Source organism: Candidatus Leptofilum sp. (genome assembly GCF_965223525.1).
Lineage (GTDB): Bacteria > Chloroflexota > Anaerolineae > Promineifilales > Promineifilaceae > Leptofilum.
The window spans coordinates 377,496-397,522 of sequence record NZ_CBDCWX010000005.1 but is presented as its reverse complement, the minus strand read 5'-3'; the positions used below and the strand labels follow the sequence as shown (position 1 = coordinate 397,522).

Genomic DNA, 20,027 nt, shown 5'->3' with positions numbered 1-20,027 from the left:
GGGCCCTTAAATTAACCGCAGAACCCAATGAACGACACTCACGCCCACATTCTGGTAGTAGATGATAACGACATCAATCGTGATACGTTGGCGCGTCGTTTGGAGAAAGTGGGGCATGAGGTAATTGAGGCAGAAAACGGCCGTATCGCACTAGAGGCCCTCACCCAGCACTGTATTGACATAATCCTGCTGGACGTCATGATGCCCGTCATGAATGGGTTCGAGTTGCTGCTTGCCCTTAAAGAACAGCCAAACCTGAAAAATATCCCTGTTATTATCCTGTCTGCTGCAGATGATACAGACAGCATTGTGCGCGGCATTGAACTGGGCGCCGAAGATTATCTTGCCAAACCATATAACATGTCGTTGCTAAAAGCGCGCATTAACGCCAGCCTGGGTCGCAAACGACTATATGACAAAGAGCAAGCCCGTTTGCGAGAGATAGCCATCTTACAGCAAGTAGATGCCGAGCTAAATGCAACGCTGGAAATGCGGCGCGTGATGGAGATAACGCTTAGTTGGGCGTTGCGGCAGGTAGGGGGGGACGCTGGGGCAATGGGCGTTCTGAATGAAGATCGACTGCATATTTATGCCTCGCAAGGGTATACGTACGAGATTTATGAAGATTCCCCGTTTGTGCTGTTGGATCAGCTACCTGGTGCTCAATTTGCCTTACATACCGGGACGCTAGCGTATGAGCCAGAGACGGCTGGGGCAGGGTTATTGGCTCGTACCCAGAGCCAGATCATCTTGCCGCTTTACCGGGAAACGGCCGTTATTGCCCTGCTTGTGCTAGAAAGTACTCAACCCAATCAGTGGCAGCCGGAACATGTAGACTTTTTACGTCAATTAGGCAATCATGCCGCCAGCGCGGTGGCCAATGCCCAACTGGTTGAAGCGTTGAAGTTGGCTAACGAGGCCAAAAGTGAATTTGTCTCTTTTGTGTCGCATGAGCTAAAAATCCCAATGACATCCATCAAAGGGTACGCAGATATTTTGCTCTCTGGAAATTTTGGCTCGATTAACGAGGCGCAAATCACGTTTTTAGATACCATTCGCAGCAACGTCAACCGGATGAACCGCCTGGTTAGCGATTTAACGGATGTTTCCAGGCTGGAATCTGGCCAACTGCATTTGGAGACGCAGCCGATTCAGTTGGCCGAGGTCGTGGATGAGGTAGCCGCCTCCACGAAAGCGCAAATAGAAGCGAAGCGGCAAACATTGATACTCACCGTGCCAGATAATTTGCCTGATGTATGGGCCGATCGAAATCGCTTGGGGCAAATCCTGACGAATTTGGTCAGCAATGCGTATAAATACACGCCAGAAAACGGCCGTATCACCATCTGCGCCGAAGAGATGAACAGCGTTAACGAAGAAGCTGAAATCCAGCCAATGATTCATGTCTCCGTAGCAGATACGGGTCTAGGCATTAAGGAAGAGGAGCAAAAAGCGATCTTCAACAAATTCTTCCGGGGCAGCGATGACGAGGCATTACAATCACCCGGTACGGGGCTGGGGCTAAACATCACCAAGAATTTAGTGGAGTTGCATGACGGCCGTATCTGGTTCGAGAGCAAATACCGCGAAGGCACCACCTTTCACTTCATTATCCCCGTTGCCAACGGCCATCATGAATAATTGTGAATGGTGAATTGAGAATCGTGAATTGTGAATGGAGTGAGCTACTTTACAATTCCCAATTAATTATTCATGATTCACAATTCCCTTGACCTCCCGTACGGAATAGCGTACTATTTCTCCATCTGTTTTGCGATTTTTAGAATGCGGCACACTGCTGTGAGGTATAAAATGCAGAGTTTTTTTCTCTGTGTAACTCTGTGCCCCGCTTTTTCCTGGAGAAAATGATGACAACAGTTACCGTGACCGAAGCACGCGCCACGCTTTATCGTTTGCTAGATGAAGTTGCACAATCGCACGAGCCTGTCGTAATTACCGGCAAGCGGAACAACGCCGTTTTGATCTCTGAAGATGATTGGCGTGCAATTGAAGAAACGCTTTACCTTTTGAGCGTACCAGGAATGCGAGAATCAATTATCGAAGGCATGGAAACGCCGCTGGACGAGCTGGATGAAGAGGCTGGCTGGTGAGCTGGCGCATCGTTTTTACCAAACAAGCCAAAAAGGATGCAAAAAAAATAGCGCGTGCCGGATTGCGCCAGAAAGCAGAAAAGCTCTTGGACATTCTCCGACAAAACCCGTACCAAACACCCCCTAGATACGAAAAATTGATAGGCGATCTCTCTGGGGTATACTCGCGTCGCATCAACATTCAGCACCGGCTGGTTTACCAACTCTACGAAGACGAAAAGACAGTCAAAATCCTCCGCATGTGGACCCATTACGAGTAGAATTGTTTTATTTTGCGACCACCCGTGATTGTCATGCCTGCGAAGGCAGGCATCCATCTTTAGTGAAGGAGTGGATTCCCGCCTGCGCGGGAGCAACTGTGATAAAAGTCAAGAGCAAAAAGCGCATTTCGTTAAGCTGATATCCAAGCAGAGCCATCACGGACGATGGCATTCAAAATGGTTAACAATTTACGCATACAGGCCGTGAGAGCGACTTTGGGGAGTTTTCCTTTCGCAATCAAACGGTCATAAAAGGCTTTGAGAACCGGGTTATAACGAATGCCTGAAAGAGCAGCCATGTACAAAACAGAACGAACATCTGAACGTCCGCCAAAAATATGGCGTCGTCCGCGAGAACAGCCGCTGTCCCGATTGAAGGGAGCCAGGCCAACTAAGGCGGCGATTTTTTGTCGAGACAATGTACCCAATTCGGGCAATTCAGCCAGCAACGTAAAGGAGGTGACCTGGCCCACGCCGGGCACGCTTTCTAAACTGGTTCGTTTTTCGCGCCATTGGGCATTTTTGTTGATCCAATCATTGAGGTCTTCCTCAATTTCAGCTAATTCAGTAGCTAACCAATCCAGGTGCTTCTCCAAACGAGGCCGCAATTCTGGATTGACCGTGGTGTGCCGATTCTTCTCGGCTGTTTGCATATCGATCAGTTGGCGACGACGCGTGACCAATGCTTTGATGAGCTGCTGGTCTTGCGTCTTCAAAGTACGTACCTCTGGACGGACCGCCTGGGCAAAGCTGGCAATCATCTGGGCATCGATCTTGTCTGTCTTAGCTACTTGCCCTTTGGCACGAGCAAAGTTACGCACTCGTGTCGGGTTGACGACGACAATGGGCAGAGAGGCAGCGGCCAGTTCTGTAACCATAACTTGCTCGAATCCACCGCTGGCCTCAACCACTATCAAGGTGACAGCCGTTTTCGTTGACATTATTTCCACCAGGGTGGCGATACCGGTTGCGTCATTATCGTGTCGCAACACTTCTTCGATTCCCCACTGGGCTAAATCCAGGTGGTTTTTGGAAACGTCAATGCCAAAAAAGGTTTCTTCGGTTTGCTTTGCCATCAGGTACTCCTTTGTGACCCGCACTAGCAATGATACGGACTGCAATGTCCCAACAACTGTTCGGGTTCTCGCTGAATCTCTTGGCTCGGTGACCTGCGCTCCTGCGCGGCTGGTTGCCAATGACATCGGCCTACCAAGCTGGAGCAATCCTAACAAATGGTCGCTTTTTTGGCTGCTTGTTTTATCTTTTTCACGATGGGCCACATCTCCCGCACGGTTTCTTGCACCTAATGACAGTCGGCCTTTCGTCTTTGCTTTATCATACTAATGACGGGGGATGTTCGATTTGACCTTACTCTGCGACTTGCAGAGCTTCCAAAATGGGTTCGGCGATGCGGGCCAGTTCAGGATTTTGCTGGCCTAGCAGCGTTTCCAGGTCGGTGATGGCACGGGGGAGTTGCGCTTCGTTGCCGTCGTATTGGTCTAGCAAGGTGAGGCCAGCGGCATAGGCTTCTTCCGCCAGCTCAAATTGCTCCAGGCGCAGCGCGGTAAGCCCCACTTTGAAGACCGCTTCGGTGAGGTCGTTAAGTGCGTTTTCGCTAGTAGGTTGAATGAGCTGAATGGCCTGCAAATAATCGTCCAAAGCTTGTTGATAGCTGGTGTCTTCATAGCGCACGTCGCCACGCCGCAGGTAATGCCAGCCCAGGTTGGCATCCATGAAGAAGTCGCGCCATGTCTGATGTTCGCTTGGGTTCAAGACGTAGGCGCGCTCTATGTCATCAATGAGTTGGGCATAAACAAGGCTGGCACCGTTTTCCCAGCCGGGGTGAGCCGGGAACAGATCGCGCACCAGCCGGAAGCCGTACTCGGCGCGGTAACGCCAGTATAAATCGGGGCGATCTAGTTGGGCAACGGCCGTTTCCCGCACACTCGCATCATCCAGCAACGGCCAATACCACTGCCGCAGGCTCACCTCATCGTAGCTTAGGCCAAAGGCCGCCAAATTGGCCCCCGCCTCGCGCACCACGCCAATGTCTCTTGCTGCCACCGCAAGTTCCAGTCCCAGATTGCCTAAAAGCGCAGACCGCTGCCAACGGCCGTCTAGCAAAGCAGCTTGGGCCAAAGCAAACGCCGTTGCCGCATCGGTGATGTCTGCCGGGTCAATTTCTACCGCGCTGTCGCGCAGCAAATTGAGCAGCGAGGTTACATCTGCGTTGGTGCGCTCGGCAAACTGGATCAAATCTGCCTCTGCCAGCAGAATGGCCGCACCGTCCTCGGCCATTTCGGCACGCAGTAGCCCCTCAATGTACCAAATCTCTGCCTGAGCCAAATCACCTAGCGCGATAGAGGCTAAACCCGCCTTGAACGGGGCACGCACCCGTTCAGGGGCGCGGTTGGCGACCAGATCGTAGTAGCCCAGCGCCACCTCGTATTCACCATTGGCAAAGCGGCTGTCGCCCTGTGCCAGTGAGCCGTCGGTGGCGCGAGGATAGATGATTTCGCGCCAGCGATTGGGCTGGTAATCACCAAAATCATCTGGATTCAGCGCGAGGGCAGCGTCAGTGTCGTCCAGGGCATCAAACAGCCAGATGCGGGCGGAGGGGCCAGTGCCTGCGGGCAAATTGAGCCAGATGCCGTAGGCGGTACGGCCGCGTACATGGTAATAATTTGGATTGGTAGGGTCTAGTTCAATTGCGGCCGTGTAGCTGTCAATCGTTTCCTTCAGCACTTCAACCAGATCATAGCCGGGGCAGTTACGCAGCAAATATTGCACCCGCGCCAGCGATTGGTAGGTGGTGGCCACGTCTTCCGGCGCACGGCCGGGCAGGGAAATGGCCGTTCTAAAGTTCTGTATCGCTAGCAGCAGTTCACTGGCCGAGGCCAGCTTTTGTTCATCACTCAGGTTGGGGTCGGCGCAGCGGTCTTGCGCCAGCGTGCCTTGCCTGTCTTGCAGCATCCCCAGCCGCCAATGCAGCGTCCCCAGCGAGAGGTAAATGGTGGGGTCGTCGGGAATGAGTTCGGCCGTTTTCTGCCATGCTTCCAGCGCTTTGTCGTATTCGCGTAGCGAGTAGTAGCTAAAGCCCAGCCCCAGGTAGGCTTCGTCGGAGTTGTTGTTGAGGGAAACGGCCGTTTCAAACCGTTCCACCGCCGCCTCATACCGATTTTGCCCGTAGGCCAACCAGCCCAAACCCGTCCACGCCTGCACTTGGCTCTGGGTGTCCAATGCCCGCTCGCCAGAAATGGCCAACGCATTCTGATAATTGCTTTCCGCTGCCGCCACGTCGCCCAAAATGTGGTAGGTCACGCCGCGCCAGAGGTGGTAGTAGGCATTGTCTGGCTGGGTGGCGATGAGCTGCCCCTGCTCCTTCAAAATCGTTTGGAAATCGGGGGATTCTACGTCTGCCTGGGTGCTAAAGCCCAGCCGAGCCATATTGCGGCTGGCCAGCAGTTCGGTGCTGCTGTTGATGCTGATGAGCTGATCGTAATCATTGAGCGCGGCCGCAAAATCACCAAGCTGCATGTAGATGGCTGCGCGATTGGATTGTGCCTGGAACCAGACGGCCTGGTTGGGGCGTAAAATAGGTGAGAGCAATTCTACCGCTGCGCGAGTGTCTACCACGCCCAAAATTTTGCGCTGGGCAATCTCGATGGCGCGATTGTAGGCGGCCAGAGCATCCCAACTGAGCTGTTCAGCCGCCTCCGGTTCGCCTTCCAGCAGGGAGTCATCCCGCAGGCTGTTGCCCACGATAAGGAAATGGTAGCTGCTCACCTCACGCAGCAAGTGGCCGCCCATTACAAAAAGGGTAAATAGAGCGATGACCAATCCGCCCCACCGCACCCAGCCGGGGTAGGTGCGTGGCTTGTTGGCTAAAATGCGCGTTTGCCAAAAGGCACGGGCTGCCCCAAAAATCATCAGCAAGATGCCCAGCGACGGGTAAATATCTGGCAGCGTAAACCAGGGGACGAAGATGGAGCCAAGCCGGAGCAGTAGCAAAAATAGCCCAGCTAGCCCCACCCAGGCAGCGAGGCGGCTTTTTTCGTACATTTGGTGGCGAATTTGCAACGGCCGTAACACAAACGCCCACAGTGGCGGCACAAACAAGCCCAGGTAAAGGTACGGATACAAATCGGCCAGGCTGTACGGCGTGCCGGGGAAGTCGAAGTTGAGCAGGTTGGGGAACCTGCTGCCCAAAAAGGCCAGCACCGTTAGCACCGCTGCCGTGCCGATGTACCACACACCCATGCGGCTGTTGACCAGCCCGTAGCTCCAATCTTGCCGGGGAAGGGTGGCGGGTAGGTAGCTGGCCGTGCGCTGGCGCACGGTTTCGTAGCGGGCGGTGTTGCCAGGCACGATGAGTTGGGCAGTCTCAGTGTTGAGGGCAAAGGCGGAATCATCGGCCAGCGGGTCTGACACCAGCTCGAGATCGGCAATAACCATGCGGGTAATGCCCGACCAGCCAATTTCTTGATGGTTGACACGCAGACCGTGTTTATTGAACCGCACGCGACCCTGCCCGGCGCGCTGCAAGGTGGTGAGGGGGGTAAAGACGAGGGCGGCAACGCCAACGGCCGTTGACAAAATCACATACGCCAGCAATAGTCCAATCCCTACTTGGAGCGCCACGTCTGTATCGGTGGAGGGGACGGCGTTGACGGCCAAACCTGCGTCGGCCACGGCGGGGCGAAACTGGAGCGGTGCGGCCGTATTGCCCACAGCCGGTGCATCAGAGCCGAGGTCAGCGTCTGGGTTGCCCTGGGTGGCGTCTAGCTCCTCGACGATGAGGGCGGGCCACAGCACAAATTCACGCCCCTGGAAGGTGATGGCAGGCGAAACCAAACTGCCAGTGTCTAGCTGGATGCTGTAGAGCGGCAGCAAAAAGATCACAATCGAAAGGAAGATGAAGATGGCGTGGCGGAAAAGTACGGTGGCGGGGTGGCGGTAGCGTATGGGGTAGGTGAAGTCATTAACGGCCGTTTCAATCCGTCGAGCAGCTTCCTGCTGATTTTCATCAATCGAGTCGTCCAGAGCGATGGCGCGCAGTCTGTCAGCAATCTCAGTAACCCAAATGCGGTCATTTTGCTGCTGATACAGTCGCAAGGCGCGCTCGAATTGGAGAATTGCATTGGCAGCTTCATTGCTATCGGTAGCAGCCAGCCTTAAATGGGCTTCCGCTAGCAGCACGCGGGCGTGAGCTTCTAACTGATCATCTTCGTATTGGGCGATTTCTGGCAGTGCTTCGTTGGCGTAATGACGTGCTGCTTCTGGTTCGCCCTCACCCAGCATTGCCTCTGCCAACCCCAAATTGACCGAGAGCCGACGATAGCTGCCGAGGGGTGCCTCATCTTCAGCCAGCAGCCGCCGAAAGAGCGTTTCGGCCTGCTGGTTGTCGTCCAGGCTCAAATACAGATAAGCTAGCTTTTCATCGGCGGCCACGCTTTCGGCCAGTTCGCCGTGTGCCTCTAGCAGCTTGTCTGCCTGCTTGTACTGGTGTGCGCCGCTGACAAACAGCCGGGTGACAATCCAGTCTAGGTTGAGCAGCGTGGGCCAAAAGCGCGGGTGCCAGACACGCCGACCCAGGTAGAAGCTCATGTAAAACAGCAGCGGCAATGAGAGCAAAAAGACGAAAGCGTCGCGCAATCGGTGCAGCCAGTTGAGAGCTTCTGGTATGGCGGGCGGGTTGTGTTCGCGGGTGGCGTTGGCCAGTCCCACATAGGCATCGCCCAGGGCAATGCGGGTATAGGCGCGTTCAATCTGGATGCGAACCTGGTCGGTGACGCCGCTGATGACTTGGGTTTGGGGAGTGGCAACGGCCGTTTCCTCTCCTACCAATCGCGCTTCTTCTTCGTCAAACAGGGTGAGCGTCTCGTTGTAAGCGTCAATCGCTTCCACAAATTGGTTTGCATGTGCCAGCGATTCGCCGTGGGCGCGCACCACGTAGGGCAGCAGCAGCGGCGATAGGTCTGGCTTGGCACGCAGTTCGGCCAGCGTTTCCAGGCTGTTCTGCCACAGGCCGCGCATCTGATTCACCCGCGCCCACATGTGACGCAGCAAATCATCTAGCAAGGACAAATCTTCTTTGAGAGCCACCAGGTAAAAGCGGGCATCCGTCACGGTGTCTAGCAGCCGCTCAATCTCGGCAAATTGCCGCTCTTTTTGGTAGGCGCGGAAGGCGTCAATGAGGGTGTTGGTGGCGGCGGTCTGGTCTACAAAGAGCAGATGGTACAGCACCAGCCGACGCTGTAGCTGGGGGTTTGGGTCTGGATTGGCTTGCCAATAGGCCAGGGCGCGTCGGTGGGCGGTGCGGTAGGCCTCGTGGTCACGGGCAATCCAGCGGCGTTGCAAAAAGACACGCTCATCGGGGCGGATGGAGTAGGTTTCGGGTTCGCCCTCGTCGGTGGGCAGGGTGCGGACAAAGGAGTAGCGCAGCAGTCGTTCGATGAGGCCGGAATTACGGCCGTCTTCCGTCTGGCGCATGGCAGCAAATAAATTGGCACTAAACCAGGTGGGAACGGCCGCCAGGTAGAGTGCCTCCGCCATCATGGGATGTATTTCATCCAGGATGCGGTTCAGGTATGCGGTGGTTGTGGCGGTAATGTCGCTGCTCATGAATTTTTTTTGCGCTTAAACTTAAAACCTGACAGGTTTACGAAGATACTTAAATAATTAGATAGAGAAGCTCTTCGAAGTAGCGTTGTGGCTAATTAGCTTAGAAAACCTGTCAGGTTTGTAGAAGGCTAAAGATCATTAAAGAAGTCGTCGTCGGCGCTAGTAGTGGCCATGGCGTGGTCGGCCATCATGGCCAACGCGCCGGGTACGCCGCCGCTGGTTACCAAAATGGTGCGCCAATCCAGCCCCAGCTCAACTTTGCGCTTTTCCTCGAAATATTCTCGCACAATGGCTTCATCAAATGGCTCTAACTGGGTTTTTACCAACAAGCTGCTCATATTCAGGTCACTCAGGTCTGGCGTTTGCCGCCCGGTGATGATGATGACCAGATCGCTTAACTGGCTATCGCGCAGCCGGGGGAGTAGCTCCTGCCGCAGCCAGCGATCAGCGTCCGGCTTAACCGCTTCGTAGGAGTCAATGAGCAAAACCACCGGGGCGCGATCCACTAGCAATTCGGCCAGGGCAGTAAAAAAGGCGTCATTAATTTGCCGCTCGATGCGGGTTTGGTCGGCGGCACTGTCGGTACGCAGGATGCCCATGCTGTCTTCAGTGATGGCGTCGTCGCTGGGCTGAGCGGCCTCTGGCGCATCTGGTCGGTAGGCATCCAGGCCGTCCCACCAGTTGAGGCGGGTTCGCAGCTCGGCGCAGCGGGTGATGAGCGCCGTGAGTAGTTGCCGACGCTGGCAGTACGCCACCAGGGAAACCGCCCGTGCCGAGAGCGTTTCACCGCTCAATTCTTCGTAGTTGATGCCAATGTCCAGACAGATGGTGCGAATTTCATCTAGATTGAAGCTGGCAACAATGTTTTGCCGCAAGAGGCCGAGGCCAGACATTGCACCGACTGGGGCATCGCTGTGGCTGTTGATGATTTCGTTGAGCTGGTTGAAGTAAGCGGGCTGGTCTAGCTGCTGCCGGATGAGGCGGATAAGCCCCAAAAAGTCGTGGTGGTCTTGCTTGGGATTGCGAAAATCAATGTAGACAGCGGGTAGGTTGACTGTTGTTTCCATACAATGATCCTGCATCCGTCCGGCCAGCCACGTTTTGCCCATATCTTTGGTAGCCTGAATTAGCATCACCGCTTGGCGTGTTTCTGGCCGCAGCAGTTTTTGAAAGCCCAGAAATTTGCGTTCCTGGTTAACAAACAGGGCGGGGTTGTAAATATTGCTCATATACTTCTGCAATTTTCGTGGCAATCACCTGTTTGTTTTTTTGCAATTGGGTAATTGAGTAACTAGGTAATTACCCAATTACATAATTACTTCCTGAGGTGATGCCATCAGTGGTTGATAACTATTGAGTACGACGTTGGCAAATGTTATGTAATGAACTACATTGTAACATTCCCGCTGGCACGGGTAAAGATGCGATTTTATGTAAAATCATATTGAGCAGATCGACCTGCATCAAATAGTTTGATGAGGGCCAGGCCAGCGATGAAGCCGCCGATGTGGGCGGCGTAGGCGACGCCGTCGCTGCCGCCAGTGACGCTGCCCAATCCGCCGACCAGCTGCAAGACAAACCAAAGCCCCACCGCAAAAATGGCGCGCACCTGCGTTACCACTCGCACCATGATGACCCGCACGCGGTTGCGCGGGAAGAGCAGCAGGTAGCCACCCAACACGCCCGCGATTGCCCCGGAAGCCCCCAGGCTGGGGATGAGCAAATTGTCGCCGAGCAGCACAGAGGCGGCGACGTGCGAGAGGGAAGCCAACAGACCAGTGAGTAAGTAGAAGGCTAGGAAACGGCCGTGTCCCAACCGATCCTCCAAATTATCCCCAAATATCCACAGGTAGAGCATGTTGCCACCGATGTGTGCCCAGCCGCCGTGCATAAACATGGCGGTAAGCAAGGTCATATAGACGGAAATCGGCGTCGGCTGCAAGCCGGGGATGATGAACTGCTGCCCGGTGGTCGATTCAATGTAAACTTGGTTTTCTGTAACCAAATCTTCGCCAGAAATAATTTCTTGCGGCACGGTGGAGAAGGCGTAAGTGAACTCCAAATTGTTGCCTGCGCCCTGAAAAACGATGAAAACGAGAAGGTTGAGGGCGATCAAAATGTAGTTGACGTAGGGGGTGGTGGTACGGCCGTAATTGTCATCACCAATTGGAATCATTTTCTGCTCCTTTGTTTTAGTGGCTCAATTCATAGCATGAAAGTGGGGATTGGGCGAATTTGGGTGGGTACGGCCGTTCTCCAACAATTTCTATGCTAAAATTTGCCAAACCCATATGTAAAAGCGGGAAAGTTTTTGAAAATAAGAAGAGCCACTTCTCCTGCTTTTACTTGAGCAAATCACAACAAAGAAGGTTCGCTTATTTTAAAAATCTTCTTGTGATTTGCTTAAAACAAGCGAAGGAAAAATGAAGAGAAAAATTGTGTGGATTCCCCTAGTCATCATTTTGTTATTGGTCATTGTTTTTCTGGCTGGGCCGCGTGTGGTTGTGGATACTGAACTCGCGCCGGTTAATTTGCCAGACGATTTGGATAGCTATCTGGCCGAGTCCGAAGCGCAGTTTAGCGACATTGTGCCTAATGCCGAAAAAACGATCATTTGGGCGGGTGAGCCGGGGCAGAAAACAGAAATTTCAGCTGTGTACCTGCATGGTTTTTCCGCGACCCGGCAGGAGACTGCACCGTTGTCGGACAATGTGGTGGCAGAGTTGGGGGCGAATTTGTTTTATACGCGGTTTACCGGACACGGCCGTTCTGGCGAAGCGATGGCCGAAGCAACTGTGAATGATTGGCTCAACGACACCTGGGAAGCATACCAAATTGGGCAGCGGCTGGGTGAAAAAGTGATTGTGATTGGCGTCTCGACGGGTGGAACGGCCGCGACCTGGCTAGCCGCGCAACCGAACACCGACAATTTGCTGGCCACCGTCCTCATCTCGCCAAACTTTGGCCCCACCGACCCGACTTCAGAGATTCTAACCTGGCCTTGGGCGGAGCAAATTGTCAACCTCGTTATTGGCTCGGAGCGCAGTTGGGAGCCTGCCAATGAAGGGCACGCTCAATATTGGACCGAAAGCTATCCCACCCGCGCCATTTTGCCAATGATGGGGTTGGTCAAGCTCACGCGCCGTGCTGATTTAGCGGGTATTCAAAGCCCGGTGCTGGTGATTTATTCGCCCAACGACACGGTGGTTAGTCCCGCTAAAACAGAGGAGATCTTTGCCCAAATTGGCGTAGCGTCAAAAGAAATTGCTCCAATTACCGATGCACAAGATGAGGGTAGCCACGTGCTGGCCGGGGACATTTTGGCACCCAATGACACCGAACGTGTACAGCAACTCATCCTCGATTTTGTTGCTGCACTGCCCTAATTTTTGCCACAGGCTTGTGCTGAGGAGCGTCGATTGTTTGGGAGAAACGGCCGTTTCCCCCAACATTTAGCCCCAATTTACATAGATTCAGCATGAAATAGTAAGCGGTGCGGCGGGACGCCGACCGCAGCCGAGCCAATCTACTAATTGGAAATTTGTAATATGAACAAATTAACTTCTACGCAGTTTAATATTATTTTATTTGCATATGCGCTATTGTTTGTCGCTTGTCGTGTAGAAAACGGAGTTGCTGAAAACGTTTCTGTACAAGCAACTTCAACAAATCAGCCATTAGCAAGTGCAGCAGCGAGCGATTCAAATACAAGACCTATCGAAGATACGCCTGACAGCGAAATTGAGGAGGAATTTGAGACTATCCCCCCACCCCCATGTGATATTGAAAACGTACGAACAAGACTTGGTGGCAGGTCATCTTTTATCATTGCAGAAAAAAATAATGAAATTACATATGTGCATACAAAAACAAGATCTTTGAAACTGAGCTTTTTATCGCTTGAAACGGGTGAGCTACTACGCACAGAGGCTATCGAATTAGATAGCAACCTAATCCACAGAGCAGAACTTATTATAAGAAAATATGTGGATGGGGATCGTCGTTACATTGGATTAGCTTTACACTCTGCTGGCACGGGGTGGAGCAGCATGTTTGTTCCATTGAACCAGACAATTGGTGACACAGAGTTTTTTCCTCAAACAAATACAAACTTCAGTTGGTCAAATACGCAAAGATTAGTATTGATGCAAGGGTCTAGATATTCTATTGAGGACGATACCTTCACTGGCCAAAAGCTCTTCTTATTTGACCCAGAAACGAAAGAAGTTGACCATTTTTATGAGCGTCTTTCCAATCCATCTCTTTCATACTGGTCTGCAAGTTGGTCACCAACAGGAAACCAAATCGTCTATGTTGTTACTGATGAAGCATGGTATCGTCAAGTAATGGTTTACGATTTCGACATAGGCATGGAAACGCCTGTCTCTCCACCGACAATGTGTGCTTACAATCCAGTGTTTTCGCCCGATGGGCAAAAGATTGTTTATCAGGTAAATGAGTACGACTCAACAGGCTTCGAGCTAACAAGACAAATTGGCGTCAGTCAAATGAGCGAGACTGGTGGGTGGGATACAGAGATAATTTCTTTTCCATATACTTACACGGGATACTATTCTTGGTCACCTGATTCTGAAATGGTCGCATTCAATGCAGAAATATCAGATAGGAGCGGCATTTATTTACTCGATTTGAAGTCGCAAACAATCTCTCTTTTGCATGAGGACTCTCTTTTATCAGTCTCTATGACGAGGGCTCCTGTATGGCTGTATGAAGGCGCAGGGTTAGGGTACATTGTGGCCTCTAGTGTAAAACTTAGCGAACGTAACATAGAGTATTTTTATCGCTACACCGATGACATAGCATCGGGTGTTTGGAATGAAGTTGTAATTTCAAGTCCAGAGTAAACTCTAGCCCTTCACCCCTTGCTCGGGGCGAGTCTTCTTAGTGTGCTGTAGCAGACAACCCGCCTTGCCACTTTCTTTGCCTAGCTGGAATGTGGGGGAACGGGGCAGTTTGGATGGAAAACGGCCGTTTCCCACACCATTTAGCCCCAATTTACATAGATTCAGCATGAAATAGTAAGCGGTACGGCGAGACGCCGACCGCAGCCGAGGTGATGGCTATTTACTCTGAAAACTCTTTTTCCTCTGTGGCTAATGATAGTTATTTGCCGCCGACGACTTTGCGGATGTAGTAGACGGTTTTGTTTTGCGACTCGTAGTAAGTACGCACGATTAGCTCGGCGATGAGGCCCATTACTAGGAACTGCACTCCCAGAATGACTAGCAAAACGGCTAACAGGAGCAACGGCCGTTCCCCAATTTGAAACTCTCTAAATCCATCCCAAAATCGGTTATCCTGAATACCTGCCCAAATTTTGAGCCAGACAAGGTAGACACCAAGCAGGGTGCCTAACCCACCGAATAATGTCCCCAACATGCCAAACAAGTGCATGGGCCGGTCGCTATATTTGCGTAAAAAGAGAACGGTCATCAAATCTACAATGACGCGAAAGGTGCGCGAGATGCCGTATTTGGAGGTGCCTGCCACGCGGGGGCGATGATTCACGGGGACTTCTGCCATGCTGAAGCCAGCAAAACTGACCATTTCCGGGATGAAGCGATGGAGTTCGCCGTACAGCTTTAGCTCTTCTGTGACCTCGGCGCGGAAGATGCGGAGTGAGCAGCCCCGGTCGCGCAGCGGCACATCACTGAGCCGGGCAATGAGGCGGTTGGCAATGAAGGAGGGCAGCTTCCGCATCAAAAACGCATCTTGGCGATTTTCGCGCCAGCCGTTCACCACATCGTATCCTTCTTCCAGCTTCTTAATCATGGCGGGGATGTCGGCGGGGTCGTTTTGGCGGTCGGCATCCATCGTGAGGATGTAGCGACCTTTGGCCTGCTCAAACCCGGCGGCAAAAGCGGCCGTTTGCCCATGATTACGCCGAAATTGAATGCCGATGACGCGATCGTCTGCTTGGTGCAACTGTTCCAGCACAGTAAAACTGCTGTCGCTGCTGCCATCATCAATAAAAATCACCTCGTAGCGGATTGGCTCCTCTTTGAGCGCGGCCGTAATTTCGGCTAACAATTCTCGTAAATTCTCTTCTTCGTTATAAACAGGAACCACAATGGATAAATCTAAATCTGTCATTGTCACTCTTCCAAACGATCTGGGTAGGTAGTACCCCGGTACCAGTTGCTACATCGTGTGCAACCAGCTTGCTTTTTGGGGGTTATTGTTAAAGTAGGTCATAAAGCAACCAACTTCATGTTCATGTCAGGGCGGGATTATAGCATATCGCCACAAGGGATTTGGTTGCAAACAAATTGTGCCCTGGAAACAAATCCCTAAGGAACCCATTGATGAAAGTTTCGGTGATTGTCACAGTTAAAAATGAAGGGGAAGCGATACGGCCGTTGCTCGATTCGCTCATTCAACAAAGCCAGCCGCCAGATGAGTTGGTCATTTGCGATGGTGGTTCTACAGACGACACCCTGGAAATATTAACGGAATACAAAACGTGGCTGCCGCTCAATATTTTGGTAGCACCCGGCAGCAACATCAGCCAGGGGCGTAATATTGCGATCGCCGCTGCTGCTGGCCCCATTATTGCCGCCACCGATGCCGGTGTGGTGCTGGCCCCTTACTGGTTAGAGGAACTGGTACGGCCAATTGTGGCCGGAGAAACGGCCGTTACCAGCGGCTGGTTCGAGCCAGACCCATATACCGATTTCGAAGTGGTGATGGGCTCAACCGTGTTGCCCACCCGCCGCGACATCGTGCCAGAAAAATTCCTTCCCTCCAGCCGCTCTGTCGCTTTTCTCAAGTCTGCCTGGGAAGCGGTGGGGGGCTACCCGGAATGGCTAGATTACAGTGAAGATTTGGTGTTTGACTTTGCCCTGCGGGAGCAGTATGGTGCATTTCCTTTTGTGGATACGGCCGTTGCCTACTTCCGCCCTCGTAGCGATCTCACCGGTTATTTCAAGCAGTATTACCACTACGCTCGCGGCGATGGCAAAGCCAACCTGTGGCCCAAACGACATCTGGTACGCTACTTCACCTATCTGGTTGGATTGCCTTACATTTTGCGCCTAATCTGGCGCGAGAAGTGGCCCGGCTGGGTGCTGCTGTTGCTGGGCAGCGGCGTCTACTGCCAAAAACCGGCCCAGCGCCTCTGGAGCAACACCTGGGGCTGGCGGCCACCCTCTCGCCTGCGTGCCTTTGCCCTCATTCCCATCATTCGCTTGGTGGGGGATGTGGCCAAAATGATTGGCTATCCGGTTGGTTTGCTCTGGCGCTTGCGGCACCGTGAGTTGGTGAACGGTAATCGGTAAACAGTATTCAGTAATCAGCGACCCGTCCTGAATACTGACCACTGACCTACTGATAACTGTTTACTGGAAACCACCATTAAAAATAAGCAAGAACCGCCTTCCCTCTCTTGACGCTTCCCAAAGCCATGTTAAGATCGCAAACACGCAGCCGACAGATAAGTCGGCTGTTTTATCATTCTGTAGAACTGGCTATATTTTTTGCATGATTATTGAACGTCGAGACCCCCCATATCCGCGTCGTGGCCCTTCTTGTCTGCTGGTGATTTTTATCCTGGTAGGCATTGGGTTAGGGATTTTTGTGATCCAAAATGCGGAAGAGGTGCGGGATGTGATTGTGCCCACGCCCACGCCAGAACCAACGCGCTCGGCTACTGAGTACGCTTTGCTAGCAGACATCGCCGAGCGGGAAGGTGCATGGGAAGAAGCTGCAGGCTATTATGCCCAAGCGGTTCAGCTTGATGCCACCAAGCCAGAAATTTATATCCGCTATATTGACCTGCTCATCAAGTTGCGGAATGCAGAAGAAGCGTTAACACGGGCAGAGGAAGCGGCCGTTCTCGCTCCAGAAAATGATCGCATCTGGACGGCCGTTGCCTCAGCTTACATTGCCAATGGAGAAAGACTTAGCAATTCAGGTGATCCTACCGCAGCCGATTTGCAATTTGCCCAGGCTTACCGCGCTGCCGAAACCGCCATCAGCATTAATCCAGACAATGCCACGGCGTATGCTTACTCGGCCGCTGGGCTGGTTTTGCAATTTGAGCCGGAACTGTACCAGGATGCCCAATTTAGAGCCGAAGAAGCGACAACCATTGAACCAGATAATCCCCTGGCACGCCTCTACCTGGGTATTGTGTTGACAAATCAGGGATTTTATACGGCCGCACGCGAGCAGTTCCAGCTAGGGTTGCAGGCAGAGCGATTGCCGGAGCTTTATTATGAGCTGGGCTACAATTTTTTTGGCGATGGGAATGTGTCTGAAGCGATTTTGAGTTTCCAGGAAGCCGTTGCCATAGACCCCAACTTTGCCGCCGGGTACGATGGGCTGGCACACATGTACCTCCAACTGGGGCAAGACAATCTGGCAGAAGAAAATGGCCTGCAAGCAATTGCCCTGGACCCGGATGTGGCGCGGGCACACGGCCGTTTAGGTGAAGCTTACGTGCGCCTGAACAAATTTGAACAAGCCATTGAAGAGTTTAGCCGGGCGGTGGAACTGTACGGAGAGCCTACTGAACTGAATGCTCGCTTCTTTTATTTGCTAGCGGATGCCTATTTGCGCCAGGGTACCCAAAACTGTCCTTTAGCGGAACCTTACTTCCAGCAAGCCGCCGAAGTCAGCGTCGTATACGCCGATGTTGCCCAGCAGGGGCTGGTAGAGTGCCGCCGCGCCGCCCTGGAAACTGAGCCGTAATGTATGAATTTCATCAGAATTTAGCACCCACCGAAAAAGAGTGCTAGAATTGCCTTGACACTGCTAAAAATTCTGCTAAAATGCCATCGTAATTGCTGGCACTCTAGCAGAGAGAGTGCCAGCCCCCCACTTTGAAAACAAAATTTAGAAATAAGGAGAGTTAGGTTATGAAGCTCAAACCACTGGGTGATCGCTTGGTTGTTGAACCAATGGAGCGTGAACAAACCACCCCCTCTGGCCTGGTGTTGCCAGAAACCGCTAAAGAAAAGCCACAGGAAGGCGAGGTTATCGCCATTGGCCCTGGCCGCCGCGATGAGGATGGCGACCGGATTGCTATGGATGTGCAGGTTGGCGATAAGGTGCTATATGCCAAATATGGCGGCACTGAAGTAAAAATAGATGGCAAGAAGCTGCTCATCCTCAAAGAAACTGACGTATTGGCCATTGTAGAAGGCTAAAAAGGAGATTATTGAAAATGGCGAAACAACTTGCATTTTCTGAAGAAGCTCGGCGCAAGCTGAAAAAAGGTATTGATACATTGGCAACGGCCGTTTCCACCACGCTCGGCCCCAAAGGTCGTAACGTGGCTTTGGACAAGAAATTTGGCGCCCCCACCATCACCCATGACGGTGTGACCGTTGCTAAAGAGATTGAGCTGGAAGACCCCTATGAAAATATGGGTGCTCAACTGCTCAAAGAAGCAGCCACCAAAACCAACGACATCGCTGGTGACGGCACCACCACCGCCACCGTTTTAGCCCAAAACATTGTTAACGAAGGGTTGAAAAACATTGCTGCTGGGGCCAACCCCATGCTCCTGAAGCGCGGCATCGAGGCTGGAACGGCCGCTCTCGCCGACAAAATTCGCAGCATGGCAATCTCCATTGATGACAAAGCTGAAATCGCCTCCGTTGCTTCCATTTCCGCACAGGACACCAGCATTGGTGAACTGATTGCCGACGTGATGGACAAGGTGGGCAAAGACGGCGTTATCACCGTAGAAGAATCTCGCTCTCTTGAATTTGAAACTGATTACGTTGAAGGGATGAACTTTGATCGTGGCTACATTAGTCCTTACTTCGTCACCGATTCTGACAGCATGGAAGCCGTGATTGAAGATGCTCACATCCTCATCCACGACAAGAAAATTAGCTCTGCCCAAGACATCATTCCAATCCTGGAAAAACTGGTACAGACTGGTAAGAAAAACCTGGTTATCATCGCCGAAGATGTAGATGGCGAAGCGTTAGCTACCCTGGTCTTGAACAAATTGCGTGGCATGATCAATGCGCTGGCTATTAAAGCCCCCGGCTTTGGCGACCGTCGTAAAGCTATGTTGCAGGACATTGCTGTGCTCACTGGTGGTCAGGTTATCACCGAAGAGATGGGCCGCAAGCTGGATAGCGTTCAGTTGAGTGACTTGGGTCGCGCTGCCAAGATCGTTTCCTCCAAAGATGACACCACCATCGTAGATGGCAGTGGTGAAGAAGCCCAGATCAAAGGTCGTGTTGAGCAGATCAAAGTAGAAATTGACCGCAGCACGTCTGATTATGACCGCGAAAAATTGCAGGAACGTCTGGCCAAGCTGGCTGGTGGCGTGGCTATCATCCGTGTAGGCGCGGCTACCGAGGTTGAGCTGAAAGAGAAGAAGCACCGCGTTGAGGATGCCCTGAGCGCCACCCGTGCAGCCGTAGAAGAAGGCATCGTACCTGGTGGTGGCGTGGCATTGCTGAACGCACTGCCCGCTTTGGATAGCGTATCCTTGCCCGATGGCGACCAGATGACGGGTGTTGGCATTTTGCAACGCGCTTTAGAAGCTCCCATGCGTAAAATCGCTGAAAATGCTGGCCAGAACGGCGACGTGGTTATCCAGAACGTGCGTCAGGCACAGGAAAAAGCTGGCAACACCAGCATTGGCTACAACGTGATGAGCGGCGAATACATTGACATGGTAAAAGCTGGCATCATTGACCCGGCCAAGGTAACCCGTGGTGCTTTGGAAAATGCGGCCTCCATCGCTTCTATGGTGCTAACCACCGAAGCACTCATTACTGACCTGCCAGAAGAGGAAATGCCAATGCCACCTGCTGGCGGCGGTATGCCCGGCGGCGGTATGGGATTCTAAATCAGTTATCAGTGGGTCAGTAAACAGTAATCAGTAGGAAACTTCTGAAAACTGATTACTGAAAACTGAATACCAATTACTAAAAAAGCCTTCCTCAATTTTCACTGAGGAGGGCTTTTCTTTTTGGTAGCGGACAGTTACACTAAGCTGTGGTTGTCAAATAGTAGATTTTTCGGCAAAGAATAGGGTTCCGAA

14 protein-coding genes are annotated in these 20,027 nt (G+C 52.4%); 9 read left to right on the top strand and 5 right to left on the bottom strand.

The window, feature by feature from the left end; genetic code table 11:
• The first annotated feature begins 27 nt into the window (after nt 1-27).
• The 3 genes from ACOQPM_RS07210 to ACOQPM_RS07200 all read left to right on the top strand — a co-directional run bounded on the left by ACOQPM_RS07210 (nt 28) and on the right by ACOQPM_RS07200 (nt 2,371).
• Nucleotides 28-1,641, top strand: coding sequence for a response regulator (locus tag ACOQPM_RS07210; protein ID WP_420628567.1), 1,614 nt, complete (start codon nt 28-30; stop codon nt 1,639-1,641).
• 227 nt (nt 1,642-1,868) lie between these two features.
• The gene (locus tag ACOQPM_RS07205; RefSeq protein ID WP_420630517.1) at nt 1,869-2,111 is read left to right on the top strand and encodes a type II toxin-antitoxin system Phd/YefM family antitoxin; all 243 of its coding nucleotides are present in this window, start codon (nt 1,869-1,871) and stop codon (nt 2,109-2,111) included.
• On the top strand, nt 2,105-2,371 hold the full coding sequence (locus ACOQPM_RS07200; RefSeq protein WP_420630516.1) for a Txe/YoeB family addiction module toxin: 267 nt from the start codon (nt 2,105-2,107) through the stop codon (nt 2,369-2,371). Before ACOQPM_RS07205 ends, ACOQPM_RS07200 begins: the two co-directional genes overlap by 7 nt.
• A gap of 131 nt (nt 2,372-2,502) precedes the next feature.
• Here the strand turns inward: ACOQPM_RS07200 and ACOQPM_RS07195 are convergent, their stop codons facing one another.
• The 4 genes from ACOQPM_RS07195 to ACOQPM_RS07180 form a co-directional block, all read right to left on the bottom strand.
• Complete coding sequence (locus ACOQPM_RS07195; RefSeq protein WP_420627234.1) at nt 2,503-3,447, bottom strand: IS110 family transposase; 945 nt, start codon at nt 3,445-3,447, stop codon at nt 2,503-2,505.
• Between the two features lie 292 nt (nt 3,448-3,739).
• Nucleotides 3,740-8,995, bottom strand: coding sequence for a tetratricopeptide repeat protein (locus tag ACOQPM_RS07190; RefSeq protein ID WP_420628566.1), 5,256 nt, complete (start codon nt 8,993-8,995; stop codon nt 3,740-3,742).
• 128 nt (nt 8,996-9,123) lie between these two features.
• Nucleotides 9,124-10,224, bottom strand: coding sequence for a hypothetical protein (locus ACOQPM_RS07185; protein WP_420628565.1), 1,101 nt, complete (start codon nt 10,222-10,224; stop codon nt 9,124-9,126).
• Nucleotides 10,225-10,424: 200 nt separating this feature from the next.
• Nucleotides 10,425-11,171: a rhomboid family intramembrane serine protease gene (locus ACOQPM_RS07180; protein WP_420628564.1), complete on the bottom strand. Its 747-nt coding sequence runs from the start codon at nt 11,169-11,171 to the stop codon at nt 10,425-10,427.
• 247 nt (nt 11,172-11,418) lie between these two features.
• On the opposite strand from ACOQPM_RS07180, the gene ACOQPM_RS07175 reads away from it, so the two are divergent.
• Entirely contained in the window at nt 11,419-12,381 is a 963-nt protein-coding gene (locus ACOQPM_RS07175) for an alpha/beta hydrolase (protein ID WP_420628563.1), read from the top strand.
• Nucleotides 12,382-12,543: 162 nt separating this feature from the next.
• The gene (locus tag ACOQPM_RS07170; RefSeq protein ID WP_420628562.1) at nt 12,544-13,860 is read left to right on the top strand and encodes a TolB family protein; all 1,317 of its coding nucleotides are present in this window, start codon (nt 12,544-12,546) and stop codon (nt 13,858-13,860) included.
• A gap of 259 nt (nt 13,861-14,119) precedes the next feature.
• Here the strand turns inward: ACOQPM_RS07170 and ACOQPM_RS07165 are convergent, their stop codons facing one another.
• On the bottom strand, nt 14,120-15,109 hold the full coding sequence (locus tag ACOQPM_RS07165) for a glycosyltransferase family 2 protein (RefSeq protein WP_420628561.1): 990 nt from the start codon (nt 15,107-15,109) through the stop codon (nt 14,120-14,122).
• A gap of 212 nt (nt 15,110-15,321) precedes the next feature.
• On the opposite strand from ACOQPM_RS07165, the gene ACOQPM_RS07160 reads away from it, so the two are divergent.
• From ACOQPM_RS07160 to groL, 4 genes are all read left to right on the top strand, one after another.
• On the top strand, nt 15,322-16,293 hold the full coding sequence (locus ACOQPM_RS07160) for a glycosyltransferase (RefSeq protein WP_420628560.1): 972 nt from the start codon (nt 15,322-15,324) through the stop codon (nt 16,291-16,293).
• A 202-nt stretch (nt 16,294-16,495) separates the two neighbouring features.
• Complete coding sequence (locus tag ACOQPM_RS07155) at nt 16,496-17,707, top strand: tetratricopeptide repeat protein (protein WP_420628559.1); 1,212 nt, start codon at nt 16,496-16,498, stop codon at nt 17,705-17,707.
• 167 nt (nt 17,708-17,874) lie between these two features.
• Nucleotides 17,875-18,165 (top strand): co-chaperone GroES, encoded by a 291-nt coding sequence (gene groES / locus ACOQPM_RS07150; RefSeq protein ID WP_420628558.1) that lies wholly within the window; start codon nt 17,875-17,877, stop codon nt 18,163-18,165.
• A gap of 17 nt (nt 18,166-18,182) precedes the next feature.
• Nucleotides 18,183-19,832 carry a chaperonin GroEL gene (gene groL, locus ACOQPM_RS07145; RefSeq protein WP_420628557.1) on the top strand — a complete coding sequence of 550 codons (1,650 nt, stop codon included), beginning with the start codon at nt 18,183-18,185 and terminating at the stop codon, nt 19,830-19,832.
• Nucleotides 19,833-20,027 lie beyond the last annotated feature (195 nt).

Bases quoted from the DNA above. Each gene is read 5' to 3' on its own strand.
- groL (WP_420628557.1), top strand. From the start codon at position 18,183: ATGGCGAAACAACTTGCATTTTCTGAAGAAGCTCGGCGCAAGCTGAAA.
- ACOQPM_RS07210 (WP_420628567.1), top strand. From the start codon at position 28: ATGAACGACACTCACGCCCACATTCTGGTAGTAGATGATAACGACATC.
- ACOQPM_RS07175 (WP_420628563.1), top strand. From the start codon at position 11,419: ATGAAGAGAAAAATTGTGTGGATTCCCCTAGTCATCATTTTGTTATTG.
- groES (WP_420628558.1), top strand. From the start codon at position 17,875: ATGAAGCTCAAACCACTGGGTGATCGCTTGGTTGTTGAACCAATGGAG.
- ACOQPM_RS07190 (WP_420628566.1), bottom strand. From the start codon at position 8,995: ATGAGCAGCGACATTACCGCCACAACCACCGCATACCTGAACCGCATC.
- ACOQPM_RS07160 (WP_420628560.1), top strand. From the start codon at position 15,322: ATGAAAGTTTCGGTGATTGTCACAGTTAAAAATGAAGGGGAAGCGATA.
- ACOQPM_RS07185 (WP_420628565.1), bottom strand. From the start codon at position 10,224: ATGAGCAATATTTACAACCCCGCCCTGTTTGTTAACCAGGAACGCAAA.
- ACOQPM_RS07155 (WP_420628559.1), top strand. From the start codon at position 16,496: ATGATTATTGAACGTCGAGACCCCCCATATCCGCGTCGTGGCCCTTCT.
- ACOQPM_RS07165 (WP_420628561.1), bottom strand. From the start codon at position 15,109: ATGACAGATTTAGATTTATCCATTGTGGTTCCTGTTTATAACGAAGAA.
- ACOQPM_RS07180 (WP_420628564.1), bottom strand. From the start codon at position 11,171: ATGATTCCAATTGGTGATGACAATTACGGCCGTACCACCACCCCCTAC.
- ACOQPM_RS07205 (WP_420630517.1), top strand. From the start codon at position 1,869: ATGACAACAGTTACCGTGACCGAAGCACGCGCCACGCTTTATCGTTTG.
- ACOQPM_RS07195 (WP_420627234.1), bottom strand. From the start codon at position 3,447: ATGGCAAAGCAAACCGAAGAAACCTTTTTTGGCATTGACGTTTCCAAA.
- ACOQPM_RS07170 (WP_420628562.1), top strand. From the start codon at position 12,544: ATGAACAAATTAACTTCTACGCAGTTTAATATTATTTTATTTGCATAT.